Raw genomic sequence first — 20183 nt, 5'->3', positions numbered from 1 at the left:
CTCCGAGCGCATAGGGGTTCAAGAGGAACGACTCGCCGAAGAGGGGGAGCTCTGACCGTGAGCAAGCTCTTCGGCTTCGCTGGTCATGACGCGCCCTTCGGAGAATGCCGCGCATTCGGCCGCGGATTCCGCTGGCGGCGCCGCGGGCGCTGCCTCTTGGGGCAGATCGAAGCTGGAGACGGTCTCATAGTTCGCTTCGACGGCCCCCAACTCCTCTTCTCGGAAGCCGGGATAGGGGACGCGCGTGTGATAGATCGTCTGGAGCGTCTGCACGATCGTCTCCCGAATGCGCGTGAGATCGCGCATGCGGAGATGGCACTGGTCGAATTGACCATCGGTCACCATGTCCTCGATGATCCGGCGCACCAAGCGTCGAATCTTCTCCGGGGTTGGCTGCCGAAGCGAGCGGACGGCTGCCTCCGAACTGTCGCACATCATCACAATGGCGGCTTCGATCGTTTGGGGCTTTGGTCCCGGATAGCGAAAGCACCGTTCGTCCACGGGCACTCCCGTTCGCGCCGCGTGCTCGAGTGCTTTCGCGTAGAAGTAGTGCAGCCGCCGGGTCCCATGATGCTGCGGGATGAGGTCCACGATCTGCCGCGGTAACCCATGCGCTTCGGCCAAGCGAATGCCTTCCACGACATGCTGAACAATTCGACGCGCGCTCTCCTCCGGCGGCCAATGGTCGTGTGGATTGCTCCCTCCCGTTTGATTCTCAATGTAGAGGCTCGGATCGGCCAACTTTCCCACGTCGTGATAGTACGATCCGACGCGCACCAACAGCGCATGGGCGCCGATGGCTTTGGCCGCTTCCTCAGCCAAGGTCGCGACGATGAGCGAGTGATGATATGTCCCCGGCGCTTCGATCGCCAGGCGTTTGAGCAACGGCAGCTCCACATTCGACAATTCCAGCAGTTTCACATCCGTGACGATCCCAAAGAGCGACTCGTTGATCGGCAGAGCGAAGGCCGCCAACGCTGCTGTCAACACGCCGCCGAGCAAGCCGCAGAAGGCATTCCAAAGAACGGGGCCGAAGACCAAACTTTCACCGCGGCTTAAGAGGATGACGATCGTGGCGCCGATGTTGACGAGTCCGATGATCGCCCCTGCCCGCGTGATCGTGTCCCGCCGCTGATACCGTCCGACACCATAGACGGCCACAATATTCCCGATCAGCGCGTAGAGGAGCGGCGAGAGATCCCGGGCCAAAACGCCCGTGAGCAGCGAGACCAGCATCCCCACCAGGAGCGCGATGCGCGACTCCAGCAACAGGGCGACGACCAGAGCCGCCGCGGCATACGGGATGGCGAACTGATACCCCTCCGGGGAATCGAACGCTCCCAACCGATAGGCCACGCCGCTGGCAATGGCCATGCCCGCGCGCACGATGAAGAGTTGCGCGAAGACCGAGAGCGCCGCCAGCAGAAAGATCTTGAACGACGTGAGGTAATAGACGCGCGTGCGCAGGGCGAATCGCCACAACGCGTAGTACAGCACCAGGGAGAAGGCGAAGAGTCCGAGCATGCGCCGTCCCGGGCGCATATCGGCCTCTTGCTTCCGTAGGGCTTCGAGCGCCGCGTGAATCTGCGGAGTGACCACCTGTCCCCGAGCCGCGATCAACTGACGCGGCGCATAGCGCACCGTCGCCACCAAATGCTCGGTCGCCTGACGCCGCCATCGGGCCGTGAGGTCTTCCGCCAACAGACAATTCACGCGCACGATCTCGGCGAGCCATGCCCCGTACTGCTGGGCATCGGATTCGCTCAGACTGCGACGAAGCGCTTCGCGCGCCTGCGTGAGCGAGAGGATCTCACTCGCCCGCACGCGCGGCTGTCCCTCCAGATGCTCCACTCCCTCTACCGATTCCACCCGAGCCGGGACGATGCGTACCTCGCCGGTCAGATTCTCCGTCAGCTCGCGCACCTCGCCATCTGGGCGAATATATCGGCTCATGATCCCGGAGAGCGCGGCTTCCAAGCGGGCGAGCACCGACTCTCCACTCTGGCCGAGCGCCCACGCCTGGACGATCTCTTCCGTCAAGGGGAAAGGAACGCGTTGCGCGCGCAGCGGGGCCAAAACCTCCCTCTCCACACGCGCGCGCACGCGAGGACGTCGCCATTCCTCGCGGGTGAGGGCGCGCTTGCCGAAAACCGCCTCCATTCGCTCGATGAACTGCTGGCGCCCCAGCGCGAAATATTCCCGCAAGGCCGAACGGGCGTCCTCCGCGCGATCTGGATAAAACCGAAAGACGGGAGGAATCTTTCGCGCTTCCTCCTCCCGCAGGCGCGCCGTGCGCTCCGGATCCACGACGACCAATTCCGTCGGCGCGATCACGTCCGTCCGAAGCACGTCCCCTACGCGATAATCGGGAAGCGACATGAGCGGGAATCGCGCCACGAGCCCGGCCGTCAACAGCGACAACGGAAGCGCGCATACCCAAAAGAGCGCGCGTGGGGACAAGCGTGCAGCCACTCGCTCTCCCCAGTGCGCGATGAACGCTTCGATCTTCTCCCGCAGTCCCCTCATGTGCGCATGCCCGCTAAAGGCCTCTCGACAGATCGCCCCAACTCTTCCGCGATACGCTGGAGCAATTCTCCGAGCGTCTCCGCCCGCAGTGCGGAGATCGCCAGCGCGCCATAACTGCGGCAGAGATTGCCCATGATCTCCGGCGCCACCAGATCGCTCTTGTTGAAGACGAGCAAGCGCGGGATGTTCGCAAGGTTCAACTCTCGGAGCGTGCGCTCAACCGTCTCGATGTGTTGCTCCAGATAGGGGCTGCTTGCGTCCACCAGATGGATGAGCAAGTCCGAATCGGCGATCTCCTCCAGCGTCGCTCGAAAAGCGCGAATCACGTCCGGCGGCATGCGGCGAATGAAGCCGACGGTGTCCGAGAGGATGATCTCTTCTCCATTCGGCAATCGGAGGCGGCGACTTGTCGGATCGAGCGTCGCGAACATCCGTTCTTCGGCGAGCACACACGACCGCGTCAGTGTGTTCAGGAGCGTGGATTTCCCGGCGTTCGTGTAGCCGACGATGGAGACGATGGGGATCTGCGCCCGTCGCCGACGTTGGCGCCGCTGCTCTCGATCCGTGCGCAGGGCCTCGATCTGCTCCTCCAAATGCCGAATGCGATCGCGAATGCGCCGCCGATCCATCTCCAACTTCGTCTCCCCGGGCCCGCGTCCCCCGATGCCACCAGTCAACCGCGAGAGTCCCGTATCGGCATCGGTCAAACGTGGCAACAAGTATCGGAGCTGCGCTAACTCCACCTGCAGTTTCCCCTCGCGCGAGTGAGCTCGCTGCGCGAAGATATCGAGGATCAGTTGCGTGCGATCGAGGATCTTCAAATCCGTCGCAGCGGTGATCGCTCGGACCTGTCCTGGCGTCAGATTCTGATCGAAGACGATCATATCCGCGCCGAGCTGCAAAGCGCGAATGAGAATCTCCCGCAACTTCCCCTTTCCGATGAGGAACTTCGGATCGTACTCCTTGCGCCGCTGCACGAAGGCGTCCAAGACGATCACTCCCGCCGACTCGCTCAACAGCCGTAGCTCCTCGAGCGACTCCTCCGCATCGGCGAGCGAACCCGTCGTCACTCCCACCAGGAGCGCGCGATCGCGCTCATCCTGTGGATGCGCCAGACGCCGATTCCGCGCCAGCTCTTCTTCCAGCGATTCGATCAGTTCCAAGAAATTCACTCCGAGCTGACCAGGAGGCTTAGGCTCGAGGAATTGAAAGCGGGAGGCGACGCTCCCACCATCAGGTGCTCCCGGTTGAGCCGGCATCAGATGCGCGACGTGCACGCGCGCGGGCGTCCCATTGTCGGTCACCTCCACGATCGCCATCACGTCCAATCGCAACAAGGCCAAATCCGTCAAATCATCCTCCGTGAACGGCTCTCCATGAAGGTGCGTGTGCAGGCAGCGGAGACCGCAAAATCGTCCGCTCGACGTCCGTATGCGGCGCAGATCCGGCCACACGATCTGGCGCGCATCGCCCACGACGACGTATTCGATCCGCCCCTTACGATCGACAAGAACTCCCACCTGCCGATGCATCTCGTGGGACAGCTCAGCGAGCGCGCGCGCTAACTCCGGCGTGATGATTTGATCAGCGGGGAGACGGCGGTGATAGAGCCGTTCTAACCGCCGACGATGACTGGCCTTCAAGCCGTGCGTATGCCCGAAGATCGTACCGATAGGTCGCGACCTCCTCTGCGCATTCTTCCGGAGCGAGACGACCTCCTCGCGAGGCCGTTCGCGCTTCGGGACCTCCGTCGTCCCGAAGCGGGAGATATTGTACCACTCCGGAAAGCCTTCGGGCGAGCGAGAAGGGCGCGCCCTCTCGGAACGTCCACGGAGCAAGCGCTCACGCGCCGCATCGGTGAGCGCGTCCGCATGAATCCTCATCAAAGCTCGCGCCGCCGGCAACTCCATCGGCTTGACGTCGCGAGCCATGCCCATCTAGACTTCCCACTCTCGAGAGAGAGCGGGAGATGACGTCGGCATCCTCAACGCGCCCTTCCCTCACGGTCCTCATCACGCGACCTCGGGACCACGCGCAAGAGTTTGCGACTCTCCTTCGAGAAGGCGGAGCGGAACCGCTCTTCTTCCCGACGATCGAGATCGCTCCCCCGGAATCGTGGGAAGCGTGCGATGCCCGCCTGCAGCAGATTGACGCCTACACGGACCTGATCTTCACGAGCCCGAACGCCGTGCGCTTCTTCTTGGAACGCTGCGCGCGTTTTTTCGATCTGGCGCGTCTTCGAACGCGGACCTTCCACGCCGTCGGCCCGAAGACGGCCCATGCGCTCGCCGCCCATGGATTTTCCGTCGCTGCGCTGCCGGAGGATTTCGACGCGGCGCATTTGGCCGAAGCGATCGCCTCTGTCCGCACGACCCATGCGCGCCGATTCCTGTTTCCCAAGGGCGATTTGGCCGAAGAGACATTGGTGCGCCGATTGCAGGCGGCGGGCCTTTCCGTGGATTCCGTCACGGTGTATCGGACGGTGAAACCGAACCCGCCGGCGGAGACGCAGCGCGCCATCTGGAGGGCGCTTCAGCGCGGAGAGATTCACGTCGTCACCTTCTTCAGTCCCTCGAGCGTCCGGAACTTCGTGGACTTCTTCCCGAATTTCCCCGCGCTCTTCTCAAACGCAGCGAGCGACCGTCCGCCGAAGATCGCGGTTCTCGGAGAAACGACAGCTCGCGCCTGTCGAACACTGGGATTGCCCGTGCACCTTTGCCCCGAAGGGCGCTCGGCGGCAGCGCTCGCTCGCGCGATCCTGCAACAGCGACATCAAGGAGAGAGCGCATGAGACCATTGGAGAACGACCTCTTCCTGAGGGCATGCCGACGAGAGCCGACCGAGCGCACGCCGATCTGGTTGATGCGGCAAGCGGGACGTTACCTGCCCTCCTATCGGGCGCTGCGCGAACGCTATGATTTCCTCACGCTCTGTCGCACGCCGGAATTGGCGGCCGAGATCACTGTGCAGCCCGTCGAGCAACTCGATGTTGACGCGGCGATCCTCTTCTCGGACATCCTCGTCGTCCCCGAAGCCATGGGGCTCACGCTGCGAATCGAAGAAGGCGTGGGACCACACCTTGAGGATCCAGTGCGCACGGCTGCGGATGTCGCGCGTCTGACGGTCCCCGACCCGCGGGAGAAGTTGGGCTACGTCTTGAACGCCATTCGCGTGACGCGGGAGCGATTGCGCGGGCGCGTGCCGCTCATTGGCTTCGCTGGAGCCCCATGGACGCTCTTCGCCTACATGGTCGAGGGAAGCGGAACAGGCGACTTTCGCCGCGCGCGTGTGTTCGTTCATGAAGATCCTCGCACGGCCCACGCGCTCCTTGAGAAGATCGCGCGCACCGTCGCCCGCTTCCTTCTCGCCCAAATCGAAGCGGGCGCGCACGCCGTGCAGCTCTTCGACACGTGGGCCGGGATCCTCGATCCGGACGGCTTCTCGGAGTTTTCGCTCGCTTACGTCCGCCAGGTCATCGAAGCCGTCAAGGCCGCGGCACCGCCAAGCGTTCCCGTGCTCCTCTTCTCGCGCGGGACGGCCGCGTGGAGTGAAGCGCTCGCCGAGACCGGAGCCGATGTCCTCAGCGTGGATTGGACATGCGATTTGGCGCGCGTGCGTTGGGTGGTGAAGGATCGCGTCGCCCTGCAGGGGAATCTCGATCCCATCGTCTTGCTCGCCTCGCCGGAGGTCGTCGTTCGAGAAGCGCGGAAGATCCTCGCGCGATTCGGCGTCGGCGACGGGCACATCTTCAATCTCGGACATGGGGTCCTGCCGGAGACGCCGGTCGAGAACGTGCGCCGATTAGTGGACACTGTGAAGCGAGAGAGCCCACAATATCATGTTCAGCGCGAGGACGCACCGTCGTGACGCTTCGCGGCTCTCACTCAGAGGTGTGCCTATGAAGAGTCTGGGATTCGTCGAGCTAGATCTGTTGCGAAAATACGATCGGCCAGGACCGCGATATACGAGCTATCCGCCCGCGCCCGCCTTCACGCCGGAATTTGGGCCGGAGGACTTTCAAGCGGCGATCCGCGAAAACAATGCCGCCCGACCGAGGGCTGAACTCTCGCTCTATTTTCACATCCCGTTCTGCGACACGCTCTGTTATTTCTGCGGCTGCACGATGCTGGTGACGCATCGCCCGGAGACGATTCGGAAGTACCTGGATCATCTGGAGCGAGAGATCGCTCTCCTGCGCGCCTGGATCGCGCCGGAGCGAAAGGTCACGCAATTGCATTGGGGAGGAGGAACGCCCTCCTATCTCTCCCCTGAGGAGATTCGCGAGCTGGCGGGATTCATCGCCGAACGTTTCCCCTTCGGGGATGATCCCGAAGTCGGTGTAGAGATTGATCCGCGCGGGCTCACCCTCGAACACATGAGGGCGTTTCGCGAGAGCGGCTTCAATCGCGTGAGCCTGGGCGTGCAGGATTTCGATCCCGTCGTCCAGCAAGCCATCAACCGCATTCAGCCGGAGGAGCTCACGCGCCGCGCCATCGAGTGGGCGCGCGAATTGGGGTTCCGGAGCCTCAACATTGACCTCATCTATGGCCTGCCGTTTCAAACGCTCGATTCCTTCGCGCGCACGTTGGAGCGAGTGATCGCGCTCGAGCCGGATCGGATCGCCGTCTTCAATTTCGCCTACGTCCCGTGGCTCAAGCCGCACCAACGGTTGATCCGACCGGAGGATCTCCCGGCGCCGGAGACGAAGTTACGCTTGCTGAAGCTGACGATCGAGACGTTGAGCCAAGCCGGCTACGTCTACATCGGCATGGATCATTTCGCGAAGCCCGAGGATGAATTGGCGCGCGCGCAGCGGGAGAAGACGCTCTACCGCAATTTCCAAGGCTACTCGACGCGCGCTGGCGCTGATCTGTATGCCTTCGGCATGTCGGCCATCAGTCAGTTCGACCGCATCTATGCGCAGAATTTCAAGGAGCTGAAGTTGTACTACACCCGGATCGCGGCCGACACGCCGGCGACGGCCCTCGGCTATCGCCTGACAGATGACGATGTCCTGCGCCGCCACGTCATCATGCGACTGATGTGCGATATGGAGCTGACCAAGGCAGACGTGGAGGAACAATTCGGGGTTCGCTTTGATGAGTACTTCGCCGACGCGCTCGCGCGGCTGGAGGAGTTCGTCGCGGATGGCCTGCTGCGGATCACCGATGAGAAGCTCATCGTCACGGACCTCGGTCGGCTCGTGATTCGCAATATCGCCATGTGCTTCGATGCGCATCTGGAACGCATGATGCGCGAGCGGCCGATCTTCTCGCGCACGGTGTGAGGGACTGTTGCCTATGCCCGAGCATGGCATCGTGCTCTTGAATCTGGGTGGGCCGGATTCGCAGCAAGCCGTCGAACCATTCCTGCGGAACCTCTTCTCGGATCCGGACATCTTCCGCATCCCGATGGGACGGCTGTGGCAGCGCCCCTTGGCGCGCGCGATCGCGAAAGCGCGCGCTCCCATCGTCGCTCGCCATTATGCGCACATCGGCGGGCGATCGCCCATCTTGATGTGGACGCAACGCCAAGCGGCGCTTCTGGAGCAACGGTTGCGCGCGCACTTGGATTGTCGCGTCTATATCGGCATGCGCTACTGGCATCCATTCATCGAGGAAGCGGTTCGGACGGCCCTCGAGGAAGGCGTTCGCACGCTCACGCTCCTGCCGCTCTATCCCCAATTCTCCTTCACGACGACCGGTTCCAGTCTCAACGAATTTCATCGCGTGTGGCGACGGCTGGGCTCGCCTTCGATCCGGATCGTCACGATCCGGAGCTATCCCGATCACCCGCTCTATGTGCGCGCCGTCGCCGAGCGCATCGAGGAGACCGTCCGCCGCCATGCGCTCCCTGACGGCGCTTGGGCGTTGATCTTCAGCGCGCACAGTCTCCCCGTACGCTTCATCGAGGATGGCGATCCGTATTTGGAGGAGACGAAGCGTTCGGTCGAAGCCGTCCTGACATATCTCCGCACTCAGGGCGCATATCGCGATGTCTATGCCCGCGTGTCCACGATGCTCGCCTTCCAAAGTCGGGTCGGACCGGTTCGATGGCTCGAGCCTTCTACCATTGACGTCGTGAAGCAATTCGCTCGCGATGGGATCCGCCATCTCGTCCTCGTCCCGATCAGCTTCGTCTCCGATCACATTGAGACGCTCTACGAGCTGGGGCACCAAGTGCGCGAGATCGCGCGCGAGCACGGGATCCTCACGTTCGCCCTCGTCGAAGCGCTGAACGATTCGGAGATGTTCGCCGAGGCGTTGAAGCAAATCGTCCTGGAGGCGCTTCGAACGTGAATCCGAAGGTCGCGATCATCGGAGCCGGCATCTCGGGGCTGTGCGTCGCCTTCTTCTTGAAGCGCGCGGGCATCCAAGCCCTCGTCCTCGAAGCGGAAGAGGACGTAGGAGGGACGATGCGAAGCCGACGGATCGGCGGCTATTTGGTCGAACTCGGGCCCAATAGCGCATTGGAGACGACGCCGCTCTTTCAAGAACTGATCGCCGACCTCGGCCTCGTTCAAGAGCGCGTGTACGCCAATGAGGCGGCGAAGAATCGCTACATCTTCCGAGCAGGAGAGCTGCATCCGCTGCCGATGTCGCCGCTCGCATTTTTGCGAAGTCGGCTCTGGAGTTGGCGCGGGAAGCTGCGCCTGCTCGCCGAACCTTTTCACGGGCGCGCCGCGGTCGAAGAATCGGTCGCCGACTTCGTGCGACGGCGCGTGGGGGAAGAGTTCCTCGACTACGCCGTCAACCCGTTCGTCGCGGGCATCTACGCCGGCGATCCCGAGCGGTTGAGCGTGCGATTTGCCTTCCCGCGGCTCCATGCGCTTGAAGAACGATACGGGGGCTTGATTCTGGGACTCTTGCGCGGGGCCCGAGAGCGGCGTCGCCGCCCCGAATCCTCGAAGATCGCCGCGCGCATGTTCTCCTTTCGGGAGGGAATGGGAACGCTGCCTCGAGCTGTCGCCGCAGCGCTCGGAGAGGCGGTCTGGTGCGCGACGCGGGCCCTCAGCGTCAGCCGAATCGGCGCAGGATTCGAGATCGCGTTCGAGCGAGACGGACGCCGCGATGTCCTCCGAGCCGAGCGGGTCGTCCTGGCGACGCCCGCATACGCGGCGGCTTCGCTCATCGAGTCCTTCGCTCCGGAAGCCGCGCGCGCCCTTCGTCGCATCGTGTACCCCCCGGTGAGCGCCGTCATCCTCGGATATCCAGAGGTCGCGATAGGCCGATCGCTCGATGGCTTCGGCTTCCTCGTTCCAGAAAAAGAGAGACGGCGTATCTTGGGGACGATCTGGAACTCCGCGATCTTCCCCGATCGAGCGCCCCGGGGAAGCGTCGCACTCACGACGTTCGTCGGAGGGATGCGCCAACCCGAATTGGCCCGACGCCGCGATGAGGAATTGATCGAACTCACCTCCGAAGAGCTCAGCGAGATCCTGCGCATCCGGGGCGCTCCCGAATTCGCTTACGTCTCTCGCTGGGAGCGAGCGATCCCGCAATACGAACTCGGCTACGGCGAGATCCTCGCGACGCTCGAACGCGCCGAGCGAGAGCATGCAGGCCTCTACTTCTGCGCGAATTACCGGGGCGGGATCGCCGTGGGCGATTGTTTGAAGAGCGCCCATGAGATGGCTCAGCGGATCCTTCGAGATGATGCCCGTCTCTGACGTCCGATGCGCGCCGAGCTTGAAAGGTCGCGCTCGACTTCGGTACATTCCTCAATCGAGCATGTCGTCCAATACCGCGTGCGATTTTTGAAGTCGGAGGAGGAGAGAGAATGACGCGCGAGGGGTATCCGGATCTTTCGGCCTTTGAGGGGAAAGATTTCTCCAGTGCCGAACATCGTCAGGTGGTGATCATCGGAACGGGACCGGCAGGCCTCACCGCCGCGCTCTACGCCGCGCGGGCGAAATTGAGCCCGCTCGTCTTCCAAGGCCCAGAGCCAGGTGGGCAATTGACGACGACGACATTGGTCGAGAATTATCCAGGCTTCCCCGAAGGCATCATGGGTCCGGAATTGATGCGGCTCTTCGAGGCCCAGGCCGTGCGTTTTGGCGCTGAAGTGCGATTGGGGACAGTCACGGCGGTGGACTTCTCGCAGCGTCCGTTTCGACTGCTCGTGGACGGATACATCCCTGTGCTCGCCGATGCGGTGATCATTGCCACGGGGGCTTCGGCCAAGTACCTCGGCTTGGAGAACGAACGACGGTTGATCGGACGCGGTGTCTCTGCATGCGCGACCTGCGATGGCGCGTTCTTCAATGGCGTCGAAGTCGCCGTCGTTGGAGGGGGCGATACGGCGATGGAGGAAGCCCTCTTTCTCACGCGCTTCGCCACGCGCGTGCACGTCATCCACCGGCGCGATCAATTGCGTGCGTCCAAGATCATGCAGGAGCGGGCCTTCGCGCATCCCAAGATCACCTTCATCTGGAACACGGTCGTCGAGGACGTGCTCGGCGAACGGCGAGTCGAAGGCGTGCTCCTCAGAAATGTGAAGACGGACGAGCGGCAAATCCTTCCCGTTCGGGGACTCTTCATCGCGATCGGTCACAAGCCGAATACGGAGATCTTTCGCGGCTGGCTCGACATGGACGAACTCGGCTACATTCGGACGCGTCCCGGCTCGACGATGACGAGTGTGCCCGGCGTCTTCGCCTGCGGCGATGTACAAGACCGCGTCTATCGGCAGGCGGTGACGGCTGCTGGGAGCGGTTGCATGGCCGCCATGGATGCCGAACGCTGGCTGGCCGAACACGCGACCTCGTCCTCATGAGACGAGCCTTTCCTACAGGCCTCCGAACGTTATCACGGACGTTGGTGATCGAAGTGCGTTTCGAGCGCAGATCGGCTGCCGCTCGGCAAGTACGCGAGTTTCCATCGGGCACAGAAGGCCCCGGAATCGGCAGCGATGTCCTCTTTGCGATTTTCCTATGCGCCCGCCGAGCGAGCGATCCGTATGACGAAGAGTTCCTCTCGAGCGCGCGCGATGGTGCGTCTCCATCAGCAGTCTCGCTCCATTCATCTTAAACGAGGTTCGACCGCTCGTCTCGGTGGCAATATGCGGGTGAAGAGCTACCCGCCATTCCGCTTCCTGTATCCGGGACCGCGCACGACGCGTCCGGGCTTGGCGCCCGTGTGCTCGCCATCTTTGAGCACCTGAACCCCGTTGACAAAGACGTGTAGCACGCCGGTCGCATATTGATGCGGTCGTTCATACGTCGCGTGATCCTGAATCCTCGCCGGATCGAAGACGACCACGTCGGCGAAATATCCGACTTTCAGTCTCCCGCGCCGATCGAGCTTGAGATTCTCGGCCGGTAGAGAGGTCATACGCCGAATGGCCTCTTCGAGCGAGATGACCTTCTCCTCGCGTACATAGCGCCCGAGCACGCGCGCGAACGTCCCATAGGCGCGCGGATGTGGATTCGATTTGAGGAAGACGCCCTCAGGAGCTAACGACTCGGCGTCGGAGCCGAAGCTCATCCAAGGCAGTGCGATCTGCCGCCTCACGTTCTCCTCGGACATGAGGAAGTAGACGGCATCCACGCGGCTGTCATCTTCGATCACCAGGTCAATGATCGTGTCCTCGGGGGACTTCCCACGCAGGCGAGCGACTTCGGCGAGCGTCTTGCCGGTGAGCGGCTTCAAGGCGTCATTCTTGAAACCGACGAGCAGGACGTTCTCCGGCGAACCGGCCATGAGATAGAGATTCTCCCACCGATCGGTCGGCGTGCGCATCTCGCGCTTGACGCGCTCGCGAATAGCCGGATTCTTCAATCGCTCGATCCAAGCGCGATGCCCTCCCTCCTGGACCCAAGGAGGCATCGCGGCGTTCAATCCGGTCGCCCCCGCCGTGTAGGGATACATATTGGCCGTGATGCGCAAGCCTTCGGCGCGCGCGGCTTCGATGCGGCGGATTGCCTCTTCGAGCTTCGGCCAATTGGCGCGCCCCGCCGCTTTCAGGTGATAGATCTCCGCGGGGATCTTCGCCTCGCGCGCGATGCGAATCAGTTCGTCAATGGCTTCGAGCAACCGATTCCCCTCGCTCCGAATGTGGGAGATGTACATGCCGCCATACTCAGCGGCCACTTTGCAAAGCTCGATCAACTCGTCCGTGCTCGCATAGAATGCGGGCGCGTAGATGAGCGAGGAACCCACGCCGAGCGCCCCCTCCTCCATCGCTTGACGAACGAGCTGCCGCATGCGTTCCAACTCTTCTGGTGTCGGCGCCCGATTCTCATATCCGAGGACATGAATGCGGATGGTCGTTGCGCCCACAAACGACGCGACATTCGTGGAGACGCCACGCCGCACGAGATACTCGAGATATTCCCCGAGGGTGGTCCACGGGATGTCGTATTTGATGTCGCCCTGTCGTTCCAACATCTCTCGCTTCATCCGCTCATTCAGAGGCCCCATGGACCATCCTTCGCCGAAGACCTCCAGCGTCACTCCCTGTCGGATGTCGCTCTGCGAGCGACCGTCGGCGATGAGCGATTCGGTCGCCCAACTCAGCATGTTGATGAAGCCGGGAGCGACCGCTAATCCCGCGGCGTTGATCTCGATGCGCCCGCGCGCATTCCCCAACGCTCCGATGGCGGCGATTGTGTCGCCTCGAATGGCGACATCTCCAACGAAAGGTGGCGAGCCGCTGCCGTCGTAAATCGTCCCCCCACGGATCACCACGTCATATTCCGCGCGCGGCGAACACGACCACACGAGCATCGCACTCACGAGGATGATCCCCCACGGTTGTCTCATCCCCCTTCCCTCCGCTTCCGATGATGCGAGCGTTCAATGATAAAGCGAGCCCTTCGGCTTGACAACATATGCGTCATGGGGAAACTTGCCTCCTGGAGGCGAGAGGATGACGGCGGCGTCACTCGCACACGAATGGCTCAGGCTGAGTGAGCGCTTGAGGAGCGCGCATGCGCGCGCAATGGCCGAATTGGAAGGGTGTTGGCGAGACCTCAACGATCTCCTCGAACGCCAACTTCATGAGAGCGACGAGCTGGCGGCGTCTCGCGATGAGCCTCGCGATCTCCAAGCGTGGAGCGACGAGCGCAGAGAGATCGCGCGAAAACTCCTCCACGAACCATGTTCGCAGTGGGAGCAGATGGGACCGGCGCAGCGAGCCATGATGGCCATCGAGAGATACGAGCGCGAGGTGGAAGACGCTATCGCGGCCTTGCCCGAAGCGATCTCCCCCACGACGGCAGAGGTCCTCAGCGTGTTGCAGGCCGGAGGACGGCAGAGGTGGTGGCAGCGACTCATGGCGTTCAGGCGCTCGCAACGCCCATGGCCGCTGAGGGCCATCGTCGCGGATGAGCTTCGAAGACAGCGGCTCCGACGGCTAGATCTCGAAGGGCGATACTTCCTGCTGCTCGCCGAGATCGCGCGCGCTTTGAGAGAACCGTGGGAGACGATGCGCGCAGCCATTGATGGAGCGGCCGCGGGCCATCCCCCGACGAGCCACGAGGTGAAAATGCGGCTCCAACGGACACGGAACGCTCATCAGGAGCGGATCGGTCGGGGACGAACGGTCCTCTCAACATGGCGAGCGTGGGACGAGACGCTATCGCTCCGGCTCACGAAACGGCTTGTCCGCGAGGCGATCTGGCATCGGCGGCGAAGATCGGCGGATACGGACGACCCGGGGGTCGCTCATCGAACATACTGGGCTGCTCAGATAAGGGCGGCGGAGATGGAGATCCGATTGGAGCGCAACTTGGAACGCGCGGAAGATCGGCTCCTGAAGCTCCTTCAAAAGGTGCTGGAGAGCCTGGTCGCCGAGCATGCTGGCCTGAGGGCGGAACTCGACGAGGCGATCGGTTGGCTCAACCAACGGATCGGGCGAAGAGTGGGAGGCGACTTCCCATCTCCGCGGACGGACGTCATCCCGGCAGCTCATCGCTTGTCCGAGCTTGACGCCGAACTGAGCGCGGAGCTGAGGACGCTCCCCTCCTCGTATGAGATCTGGGCCTCCTTCTCTCCTTCGCCGCGTCGGCGTCCCCGAGTGAAGCGACTTCGCCCGCGCGACATCTTCCATCAAGCTCTCCAACGGCGAGGGTGGCGTGAGATCGGGATCGTCCTCCGGGATGTGGAGGCGAAGCACCGCGACCTCATCCAGCAACTCGAGCGAGCGCAAGAGGTGGTGCGCTTCGGATTAGAAGTGGCCGACTCCGCGCTTGCCGAGGATGCGCCGGTCGTCCGGGATGCGCTTCAGAACGCGTTATCGTTGCTTGAGTACCGGCGCCGTCAGCGATCGGATGAGCATGCCGCAGCGAGCGTTCGACTAATGCGAACGCTGGCTGCGGTGTTCCTCGAAGCTCGGACGCTTCTGACCCATCATCGGCTCGGCGTTTTGGCCTATCTCGCGCAGCAAGGACTCCGTCGAGCTATCGTCCTCATCGGCCGCAGCGGCTTTGCCGCTCTCGAGCGATCGCTCCGTCGCTTGATGAACGCGCTCGAGCAACTCATCATGCTGTTCTTGATCGCCATCGGATGGAAGCTCGCTCCTTCGAAGGGGCGAATCGAGGTCGTCACCCGGCCTTTCTTGCCCGAGGAATTCACCTTGGATCTGGAGGCCAGGGACCTCCCCGCACTCTACCGCCACCTCTTTCGACTCGAGCCGGTGCAGGATCCGAAATTCCTCGTCGGACGCGAACGAGAACTGGCGGCCATCGCCGAAGCACGAGCGCTCTGGGAAGCGGGCCGGCCCGTGGCCATCCTCGTCGTCGGCGAGCGCGGAAGTGGGAAAACGAGCTTGATCAATGGCGCCATCAGGCGATCGCTCGCGGGTCTGGAGATCGTTCGAGGGGAATTTCGCGACCGACTCGTGGCGGAGTCACAGATGCGTGAGTTCCTCGCCCGATTGGTCGGCGCTGACGAGGTCTCGCGGCTAGAAGAATCTCTGGCGGCGCCGCGGCGCGCGGTGATCGTGGAAGAGCTGGAACGCACGTTCTTACGACAGGTCGGATATTATGGCGCGATCCGAGGTTTACAACGTGTGATCGCCGCCACATGTTCATCCACATTGTGGATCCTCACGCTCAATGAAATGGCCTTCCGGTTCCTCGACGCCGCCGTCAATTTGGGGGCCAGCTTCTCCCATCGTCTCAATATCCGCACGGCCAGCCAAGAGGATCTCCGCCAGGCAATTCTACGGCGCCATAACCTCTCGGGCTTACGCTTGCAATTCCCCCCGCCTCCTCGACCGCACACCTTCGCGGATCGGTTCAAGGCCTTCGTTCGAGGTCCGATAGACCCCGAGAGATTTTTCTTCGAGGCCCTGACTCGCGAGTCCGCTGGCGTTTATCGAACGGCCTTAGAGCTATGGCTGGGGCACATCGAGGCGATCGAAGCGGGAGTGCTCTATCTGAAGCCCATTATGACTCCTGATCTCTCTTCAGTGATCGACGATTTGGATCTGGACGACCTGTTCACGCTGGTGGCCATCCTCCAACATGGCAGTCTCACGCCCGAAGAACATGCCCTTGTGTTCCAGAAAAGCGTCCCCGCCAGCCGCGCGCAGCTCGATGAGCTATTGGCTCGAGAGATCATCGAACCGGATCCGGGCCGACCGGGATTCCGCGTGCGCCCGGAAGCTTCGCGCGTGGTCCGAGAGGCGCTTTACCGCCGCAATCTCTTATGAAGGGAGGCTGACCATGTGGCATCCGCTCCTCATGTCGCTCGGATTTCAAACCCCACCGGGGACTCCTCTCGAGGTCTTGACCAGGATCTCCCTCACGAGCTTCCTTCACGCCCTCTTGGTCATCATCGCGGCATACGTCCTGATTCGCACGAGCACCAGCGCGCTGAACGCTCTCGCCCGCAAGGCTCCCCGCGCGCGCTTCTTCTTCTTGCTGCTGGCTCCTTTGATTCGATTCGCGCTCTGGCTAGGAAGTGGTGTGATCCTCCTGATGATCTTCGCCCCATCACGGGATACGCTGTTCGCCGTGCTCGCTTCGGTGGGCATCGCTCTGGGGCTCGGCGCACAGGATCTGATTAAGAACGTCTTCGGTGGGCTCGTCATCCTCGTGGATCGCCCGTATCAGGTGGGAGATCGGGTGCGGATCGGCGACGCCTATGGGGAGATCGATCACATTGGACTCCGGAGCACGAAATTGACGACGCCCGATGACACTCGCGTGACCATCCCCAACAGCGAAATCTTGAACAACATGGTATGGAACGCGAACTCAGGTGTGCCCTCATGCCAGGTGGTGACCGATCTCTATCTCCCCATAGATACCGACCCCATCCAAGCGATGGAGATCGGCTACGAAGCCGCCTACAGTTCCCCCTACACGTTGCTGACGAAACCCGTCGTGGTTCGACTCCGAGACGCTTTCGCCAATGGTCCGTATCTGATCCTTCGCGTGAAAGCCTACGTCTATGACCATCGCCACGAACCGGCGCTCCAAACGGACATCACGCAGCGCGCGAAGGCGGAGTTCCTGCGGCGAGGATTGCTCACGTCATGGAGCCGTGAAGCCCAGGGTCTTCCGATCACGGCTTTCAATGCCGGAACCCACGCTCCACATCCTCCCGCCACCGGATGAGTGAGCTGGGCGTTCTCTAGGATCCTCGACAGGAGAATGAAAAGCGACCGGACGTTCATGGTTTGATCGGCATGCTCTTTCCACGCCATCGCCGGGAGCGGGAATTCTCCCACATGGTGGTGATTTTGCGCATCGCGGCTCCGAGATGGAGGGATGGCCCCGGCCGCCTCCGATGAAGGAGCGCGGCATCAACGAATTACCAGACTTCCGGAGCCCCCATCTCCAAGACGAAGACGGAGACGGGCGGTATAGCACTTGCTTGAGAGAAGAATGGAGGGAGGAGATGAGCGTCGAGAGCCTTGAGGATCGCGGGCGAGTGGAAATTGTCGAGGACCTCTGCAAAGGATGCGGCCTCTGTGTGATCGCCTGTCCGGTGCAGGTCCTCGTGATGGCGGAATATTTGAACAGCTACGGGTATCACCCGGCGCGCTATGTGGGACGTGGATGCACCGGATGCGGCGTATGTTACTATGCTTGTCCGGAGCCTGCCGCAATCACCGTGTATCTTCGGGAAGCGGCGACAGCTCGGGCATGAGGAGGGAAGCAATGGCACGTATCCTCATGAAAGGGAATGAAGCGGCGGTCATTGGGGCGATCCTCGCCGGATGCCGATCCTTCTACGGCTATCCGATCACGCCGGCGAGCGAGATCGCCGAAGCGGCCGCCCGATATCTCCCCCTGGTCGGAGGGACGTTCCTCCAAGCCGAGAGTGAAATCGCCGCGATCAACATGGTCTACGGAGCAGCAGCGGCAGGAGAGCGCACGATGACGGCCTCCTCGGGGCCTGGATTGAGCCTCATGCAAGAGGGCATCTCGTATTTGGCCGGAGCGGAATTGCCTGCTGTCATCGTGGACATCATGCGGGGGGGGCCAGGACTTGGGAACATCGCGCCCGAGCAGAGCGATTATCATCAGATCGTCAAAGGGGGAGGGCATGGCAACTACCGCACGATCGTGCTCGCGCCGAATTCGGTTCAGGAGATGTGCGATCTGACCATGCTGGCCTTTGAGCTGGCCGATCGCTATCGGAATCCCGTCATCATCCTCACCGATGGCTTCATCGGCCAGATGATGGAACCCGTCGAGCTGCCGCGGACGCTCGCCCTGCCGATTGAGAAACCTTGGGCCGTCCAGGGGACGGCCGAGACGCGCCAGAATCTGATCACGTCCATCCACTTGAGTCCCGAAGAGTTGGAGGCGCACGTTCGACGGCTCGAAGAGAAATACGCGCACGTAGCGCGTCACGTCGTGATGTATGAGAAGCACCGCGTCGAGGATGCGGAGATCATCACGATCGGCTACGGCATCATCTCGCGCGTCCTCAAGGCGGCCGTGGAACAAGCGCGCGCAGAGGGCCTCAAGGTCGGGCTCTTCCGCCCCATCACGCTCTGGCCTTTCCCCGCGCGAGAGATCTCGGTCATGGCCGATTGGGCGCGCTGCTTTTTGGTCGTCGAGCTGAGCCACGGACAGCTCGTGGAAGATGTGCGCCTCGCCGTTAATGGCGAACGGCCTGTGAAGCTCTACACGCGATTCGGAGGGATCGTTCCAACGGCTGAGGAGCTGTTGGAGCAAATTCGCAAAGTGAGCGAGGAAGACGATGTACGTACGAGCCTACGGGAAGCCGAAGAGTATCTATGGGGTGTTTGAGCGCAAGCCCGGCGATCCGCGAACGACCCACTATTGTCCGGGATGCGGTCACGGGAACGTGCACAAGTATATCGCTGAAGCGATTGATGATTTCGGGATTCAGGATCGCACGATCCTGGTCAGCCCCGTCGGATGTTCCGTTTTCGCCTATTACTACTTCGATGTGGGCAATGTTCAGGCCGCGCACGGACGGGCTCCCGCCGTTGCGACGGCCATTAAGCGCGCGCGGCCAGAGAGCATCGTCATCAGCTATCAAGGCGATGGGGATCTGGCGGCCATTGGCGGGAACGAGATCCTCCATGCGGCGAATCGTGGGGAGAACATCACGGCCTTCTTCATCAACAACGCCATTTACGGCATGACCGGGGGACAAATGGCGCCGACGACGCTCCCCGGACAGGTCACGACGACGACACCGATGGGGCGCGCGCCTGAACGCGAAGGTTTTCCCTTGCGGGTGAGCGAACTGTTGGCCAGTTTGGAGGGACCGACCTATATCGAGCGCGTCGCCCTTTTCGATAATAAATCGCGCATGCGCGCGCGCAAGGCGATCCGCAAGGCGATTCAGGTGCAGCTCGAAGGGCGTGGCTTCTCGCTCGTTGAGATCCTCTCGCCCTGTCCGACGGGATGGGGGATGACGCCTGCTCAAGCCTGCGAATGGATCCAGAAGGAGATGCTCCGGTACTTCCCCTTGGGGGTCTTCAAAGACGTCTCGGCCACACGACCGCCCATTGGCACCTCAGCCGCACGCGCTCCCATGCCCGCACTTGCGGCGGCGTCCCCGGAAGATATTCTCGCGAGACTCGGCTTGAAGGGAGTGGAAGCAGCGCCTTCGATGCACGAGGTCGAGATTCCGGCACGATATCGGAATCCGCGCGTCAAAGTCGCCGGCTTCGGCGGGCAAGGCGTGCTCTTCCTGGGGCGCTTGCTCGCCGAAGCGGGCATGCGGCAAGGGTATCACGTCTCCTGGCTTCCCTCCTATGGCCCGGAGATGCGCGGGGGGACGGCCCATTGCCACGTCACGATTTCAACGGAGCCGATCGCCTCGCCTTTGGTCTCGCGGCCAAGCGTGCTCATCGCCATGAACCGGCCCTCGCTTGAACGTTTCGAGCCGGAGGTCATCCCGAGCGGCTTGATCCTCTATGATTCCTCGCTCATCCCCGTGCGGCCGCGACGAGCTGACGTGGAGACCCTCCCGGTGCCGGCGACGCAAATCGCCGATCACCTTGGCAGCGTGAAGGCTGCGAACATGGTGGCGCTCGGCGCCTACCTAGGGCTCACGAGGGTGCTCCCGATCGAGGTCGTGATCGCCGCGTTGGAGCAGATGGTCGAGAGCCACCCGCTTGTGGAGCTGAATGTGAAGAGCCTGCGAGCAGGCCTGGAGTATGTGAGCGCGCGATGAGCGGGAGCGCGGCCCTCACGGCGAAGTCGGAGCTACCACGCG

At 62.4% G+C, this 20183-nt stretch carries 14 protein-coding genes; 11 read left to right on the top strand and 3 right to left on the bottom strand.

Annotated elements, in window-relative coordinates:
- Positions 1–18 precede the first annotated feature (18 nt).
- Positions 19–2526, bottom strand: a complete 2508-nt coding sequence (locus NZ746_08235) for an HDIG domain-containing protein (GenBank protein ID MCS6817353.1) — start codon at positions 2524–2526, stop codon at positions 19–21.
- Positions 2523–4463 (bottom strand): GTPase HflX, encoded by a 1941-nt coding sequence (gene hflX, locus NZ746_08230; protein ID MCS6817352.1) that lies wholly within the window; start codon positions 4461–4463, stop codon positions 2523–2525. The genes NZ746_08235 and hflX overlap by 4 nt, the downstream gene beginning before the upstream one ends.
- A gap of 32 nt (positions 4464–4495) precedes the next feature.
- On the opposite strand from hflX, the gene NZ746_08225 reads away from it, so the two are divergent.
- From NZ746_08225 to trxB, 6 genes are all read left to right on the top strand, one after another.
- Complete coding sequence (locus NZ746_08225; GenBank protein MCS6817351.1) at positions 4496–5317, top strand: uroporphyrinogen-III synthase; 822 nt, start codon at positions 4496–4498, stop codon at positions 5315–5317.
- Positions 5314–6393, top strand: a complete 1080-nt coding sequence (gene hemE / locus NZ746_08220) for a uroporphyrinogen decarboxylase (GenBank protein MCS6817350.1) — start codon at positions 5314–5316, stop codon at positions 6391–6393. The genes NZ746_08225 and hemE overlap by 4 nt, the downstream gene beginning before the upstream one ends.
- Before the next feature lie 31 nt (positions 6394–6424).
- Positions 6425–7813, top strand: a complete 1389-nt coding sequence (gene hemN, locus NZ746_08215) for an oxygen-independent coproporphyrinogen III oxidase (protein ID MCS6817349.1) — start codon at positions 6425–6427, stop codon at positions 7811–7813.
- 13 nt (positions 7814–7826) lie between these two features.
- Positions 7827–8825 (top strand): ferrochelatase, encoded by a 999-nt coding sequence (gene hemH / locus NZ746_08210; protein ID MCS6817348.1) that lies wholly within the window; start codon positions 7827–7829, stop codon positions 8823–8825.
- Positions 8822–10195, top strand: coding sequence for a protoporphyrinogen oxidase (gene hemG / locus NZ746_08205; protein ID MCS6817347.1), 1374 nt, complete (start codon positions 8822–8824; stop codon positions 10193–10195). The genes hemH and hemG overlap by 4 nt, the downstream gene beginning before the upstream one ends.
- A gap of 110 nt (positions 10196–10305) precedes the next feature.
- Positions 10306–11301, top strand: a complete 996-nt coding sequence (trxB, locus tag NZ746_08200) for a thioredoxin-disulfide reductase (protein MCS6817346.1) — start codon at positions 10306–10308, stop codon at positions 11299–11301.
- Positions 11302–11600: 299 nt separating this feature from the next.
- Here the strand turns inward: trxB and NZ746_08195 are convergent, their stop codons facing one another.
- Entirely contained in the window at positions 11601–13289 is a 1689-nt protein-coding gene (locus NZ746_08195; GenBank protein MCS6817345.1) for a D-aminoacylase, read from the bottom strand.
- Between the two features lie 106 nt (positions 13290–13395).
- Between NZ746_08195 and NZ746_08190 the strand changes: the two genes are divergently transcribed.
- The 5 genes from NZ746_08190 (at position 13396) to NZ746_08170 (ending at position 20141) form a co-directional block, all read left to right on the top strand.
- On the top strand, positions 13396–16182 hold the full coding sequence (locus NZ746_08190) for an ATP-binding protein (GenBank protein ID MCS6817344.1): 2787 nt from the start codon (positions 13396–13398) through the stop codon (positions 16180–16182).
- A 13-nt stretch (positions 16183–16195) separates the two neighbouring features.
- Positions 16196–17092 carry a mechanosensitive ion channel family protein gene (locus NZ746_08185; protein ID MCS6817343.1) on the top strand — a complete coding sequence of 299 codons (897 nt, stop codon included), beginning with the start codon at positions 16196–16198 and terminating at the stop codon, positions 17090–17092.
- A gap of 283 nt (positions 17093–17375) precedes the next feature.
- Positions 17376–17627 carry a 4Fe-4S dicluster domain-containing protein gene (locus tag NZ746_08180; protein ID MCS6817342.1) on the top strand — a complete coding sequence of 84 codons (252 nt, stop codon included), beginning with the start codon at positions 17376–17378 and terminating at the stop codon, positions 17625–17627.
- Positions 17628–17638: 11 nt separating this feature from the next.
- Positions 17639–18739: a 3-methyl-2-oxobutanoate dehydrogenase subunit VorB gene (locus NZ746_08175; protein ID MCS6817341.1), complete on the top strand. Its 1101-nt coding sequence runs from the start codon at positions 17639–17641 to the stop codon at positions 18737–18739.
- Positions 18690–20141 carry a 2-oxoacid:acceptor oxidoreductase family protein gene (locus NZ746_08170; GenBank protein MCS6817340.1) on the top strand — a complete coding sequence of 484 codons (1452 nt, stop codon included), beginning with the start codon at positions 18690–18692 and terminating at the stop codon, positions 20139–20141. The genes NZ746_08175 and NZ746_08170 overlap by 50 nt, the downstream gene beginning before the upstream one ends.
- Positions 20142–20183: the final 42 nt, after the last annotated feature.

This window comes from Blastocatellia bacterium (genome assembly GCA_025055075.1).
GTDB lineage: Bacteria > Acidobacteriota > Blastocatellia > HR10 > HR10 > HR10.
Note: the sequence above shows the minus strand (reverse complement) of the source record. Positions and strands in the feature narration are given on the sequence as shown.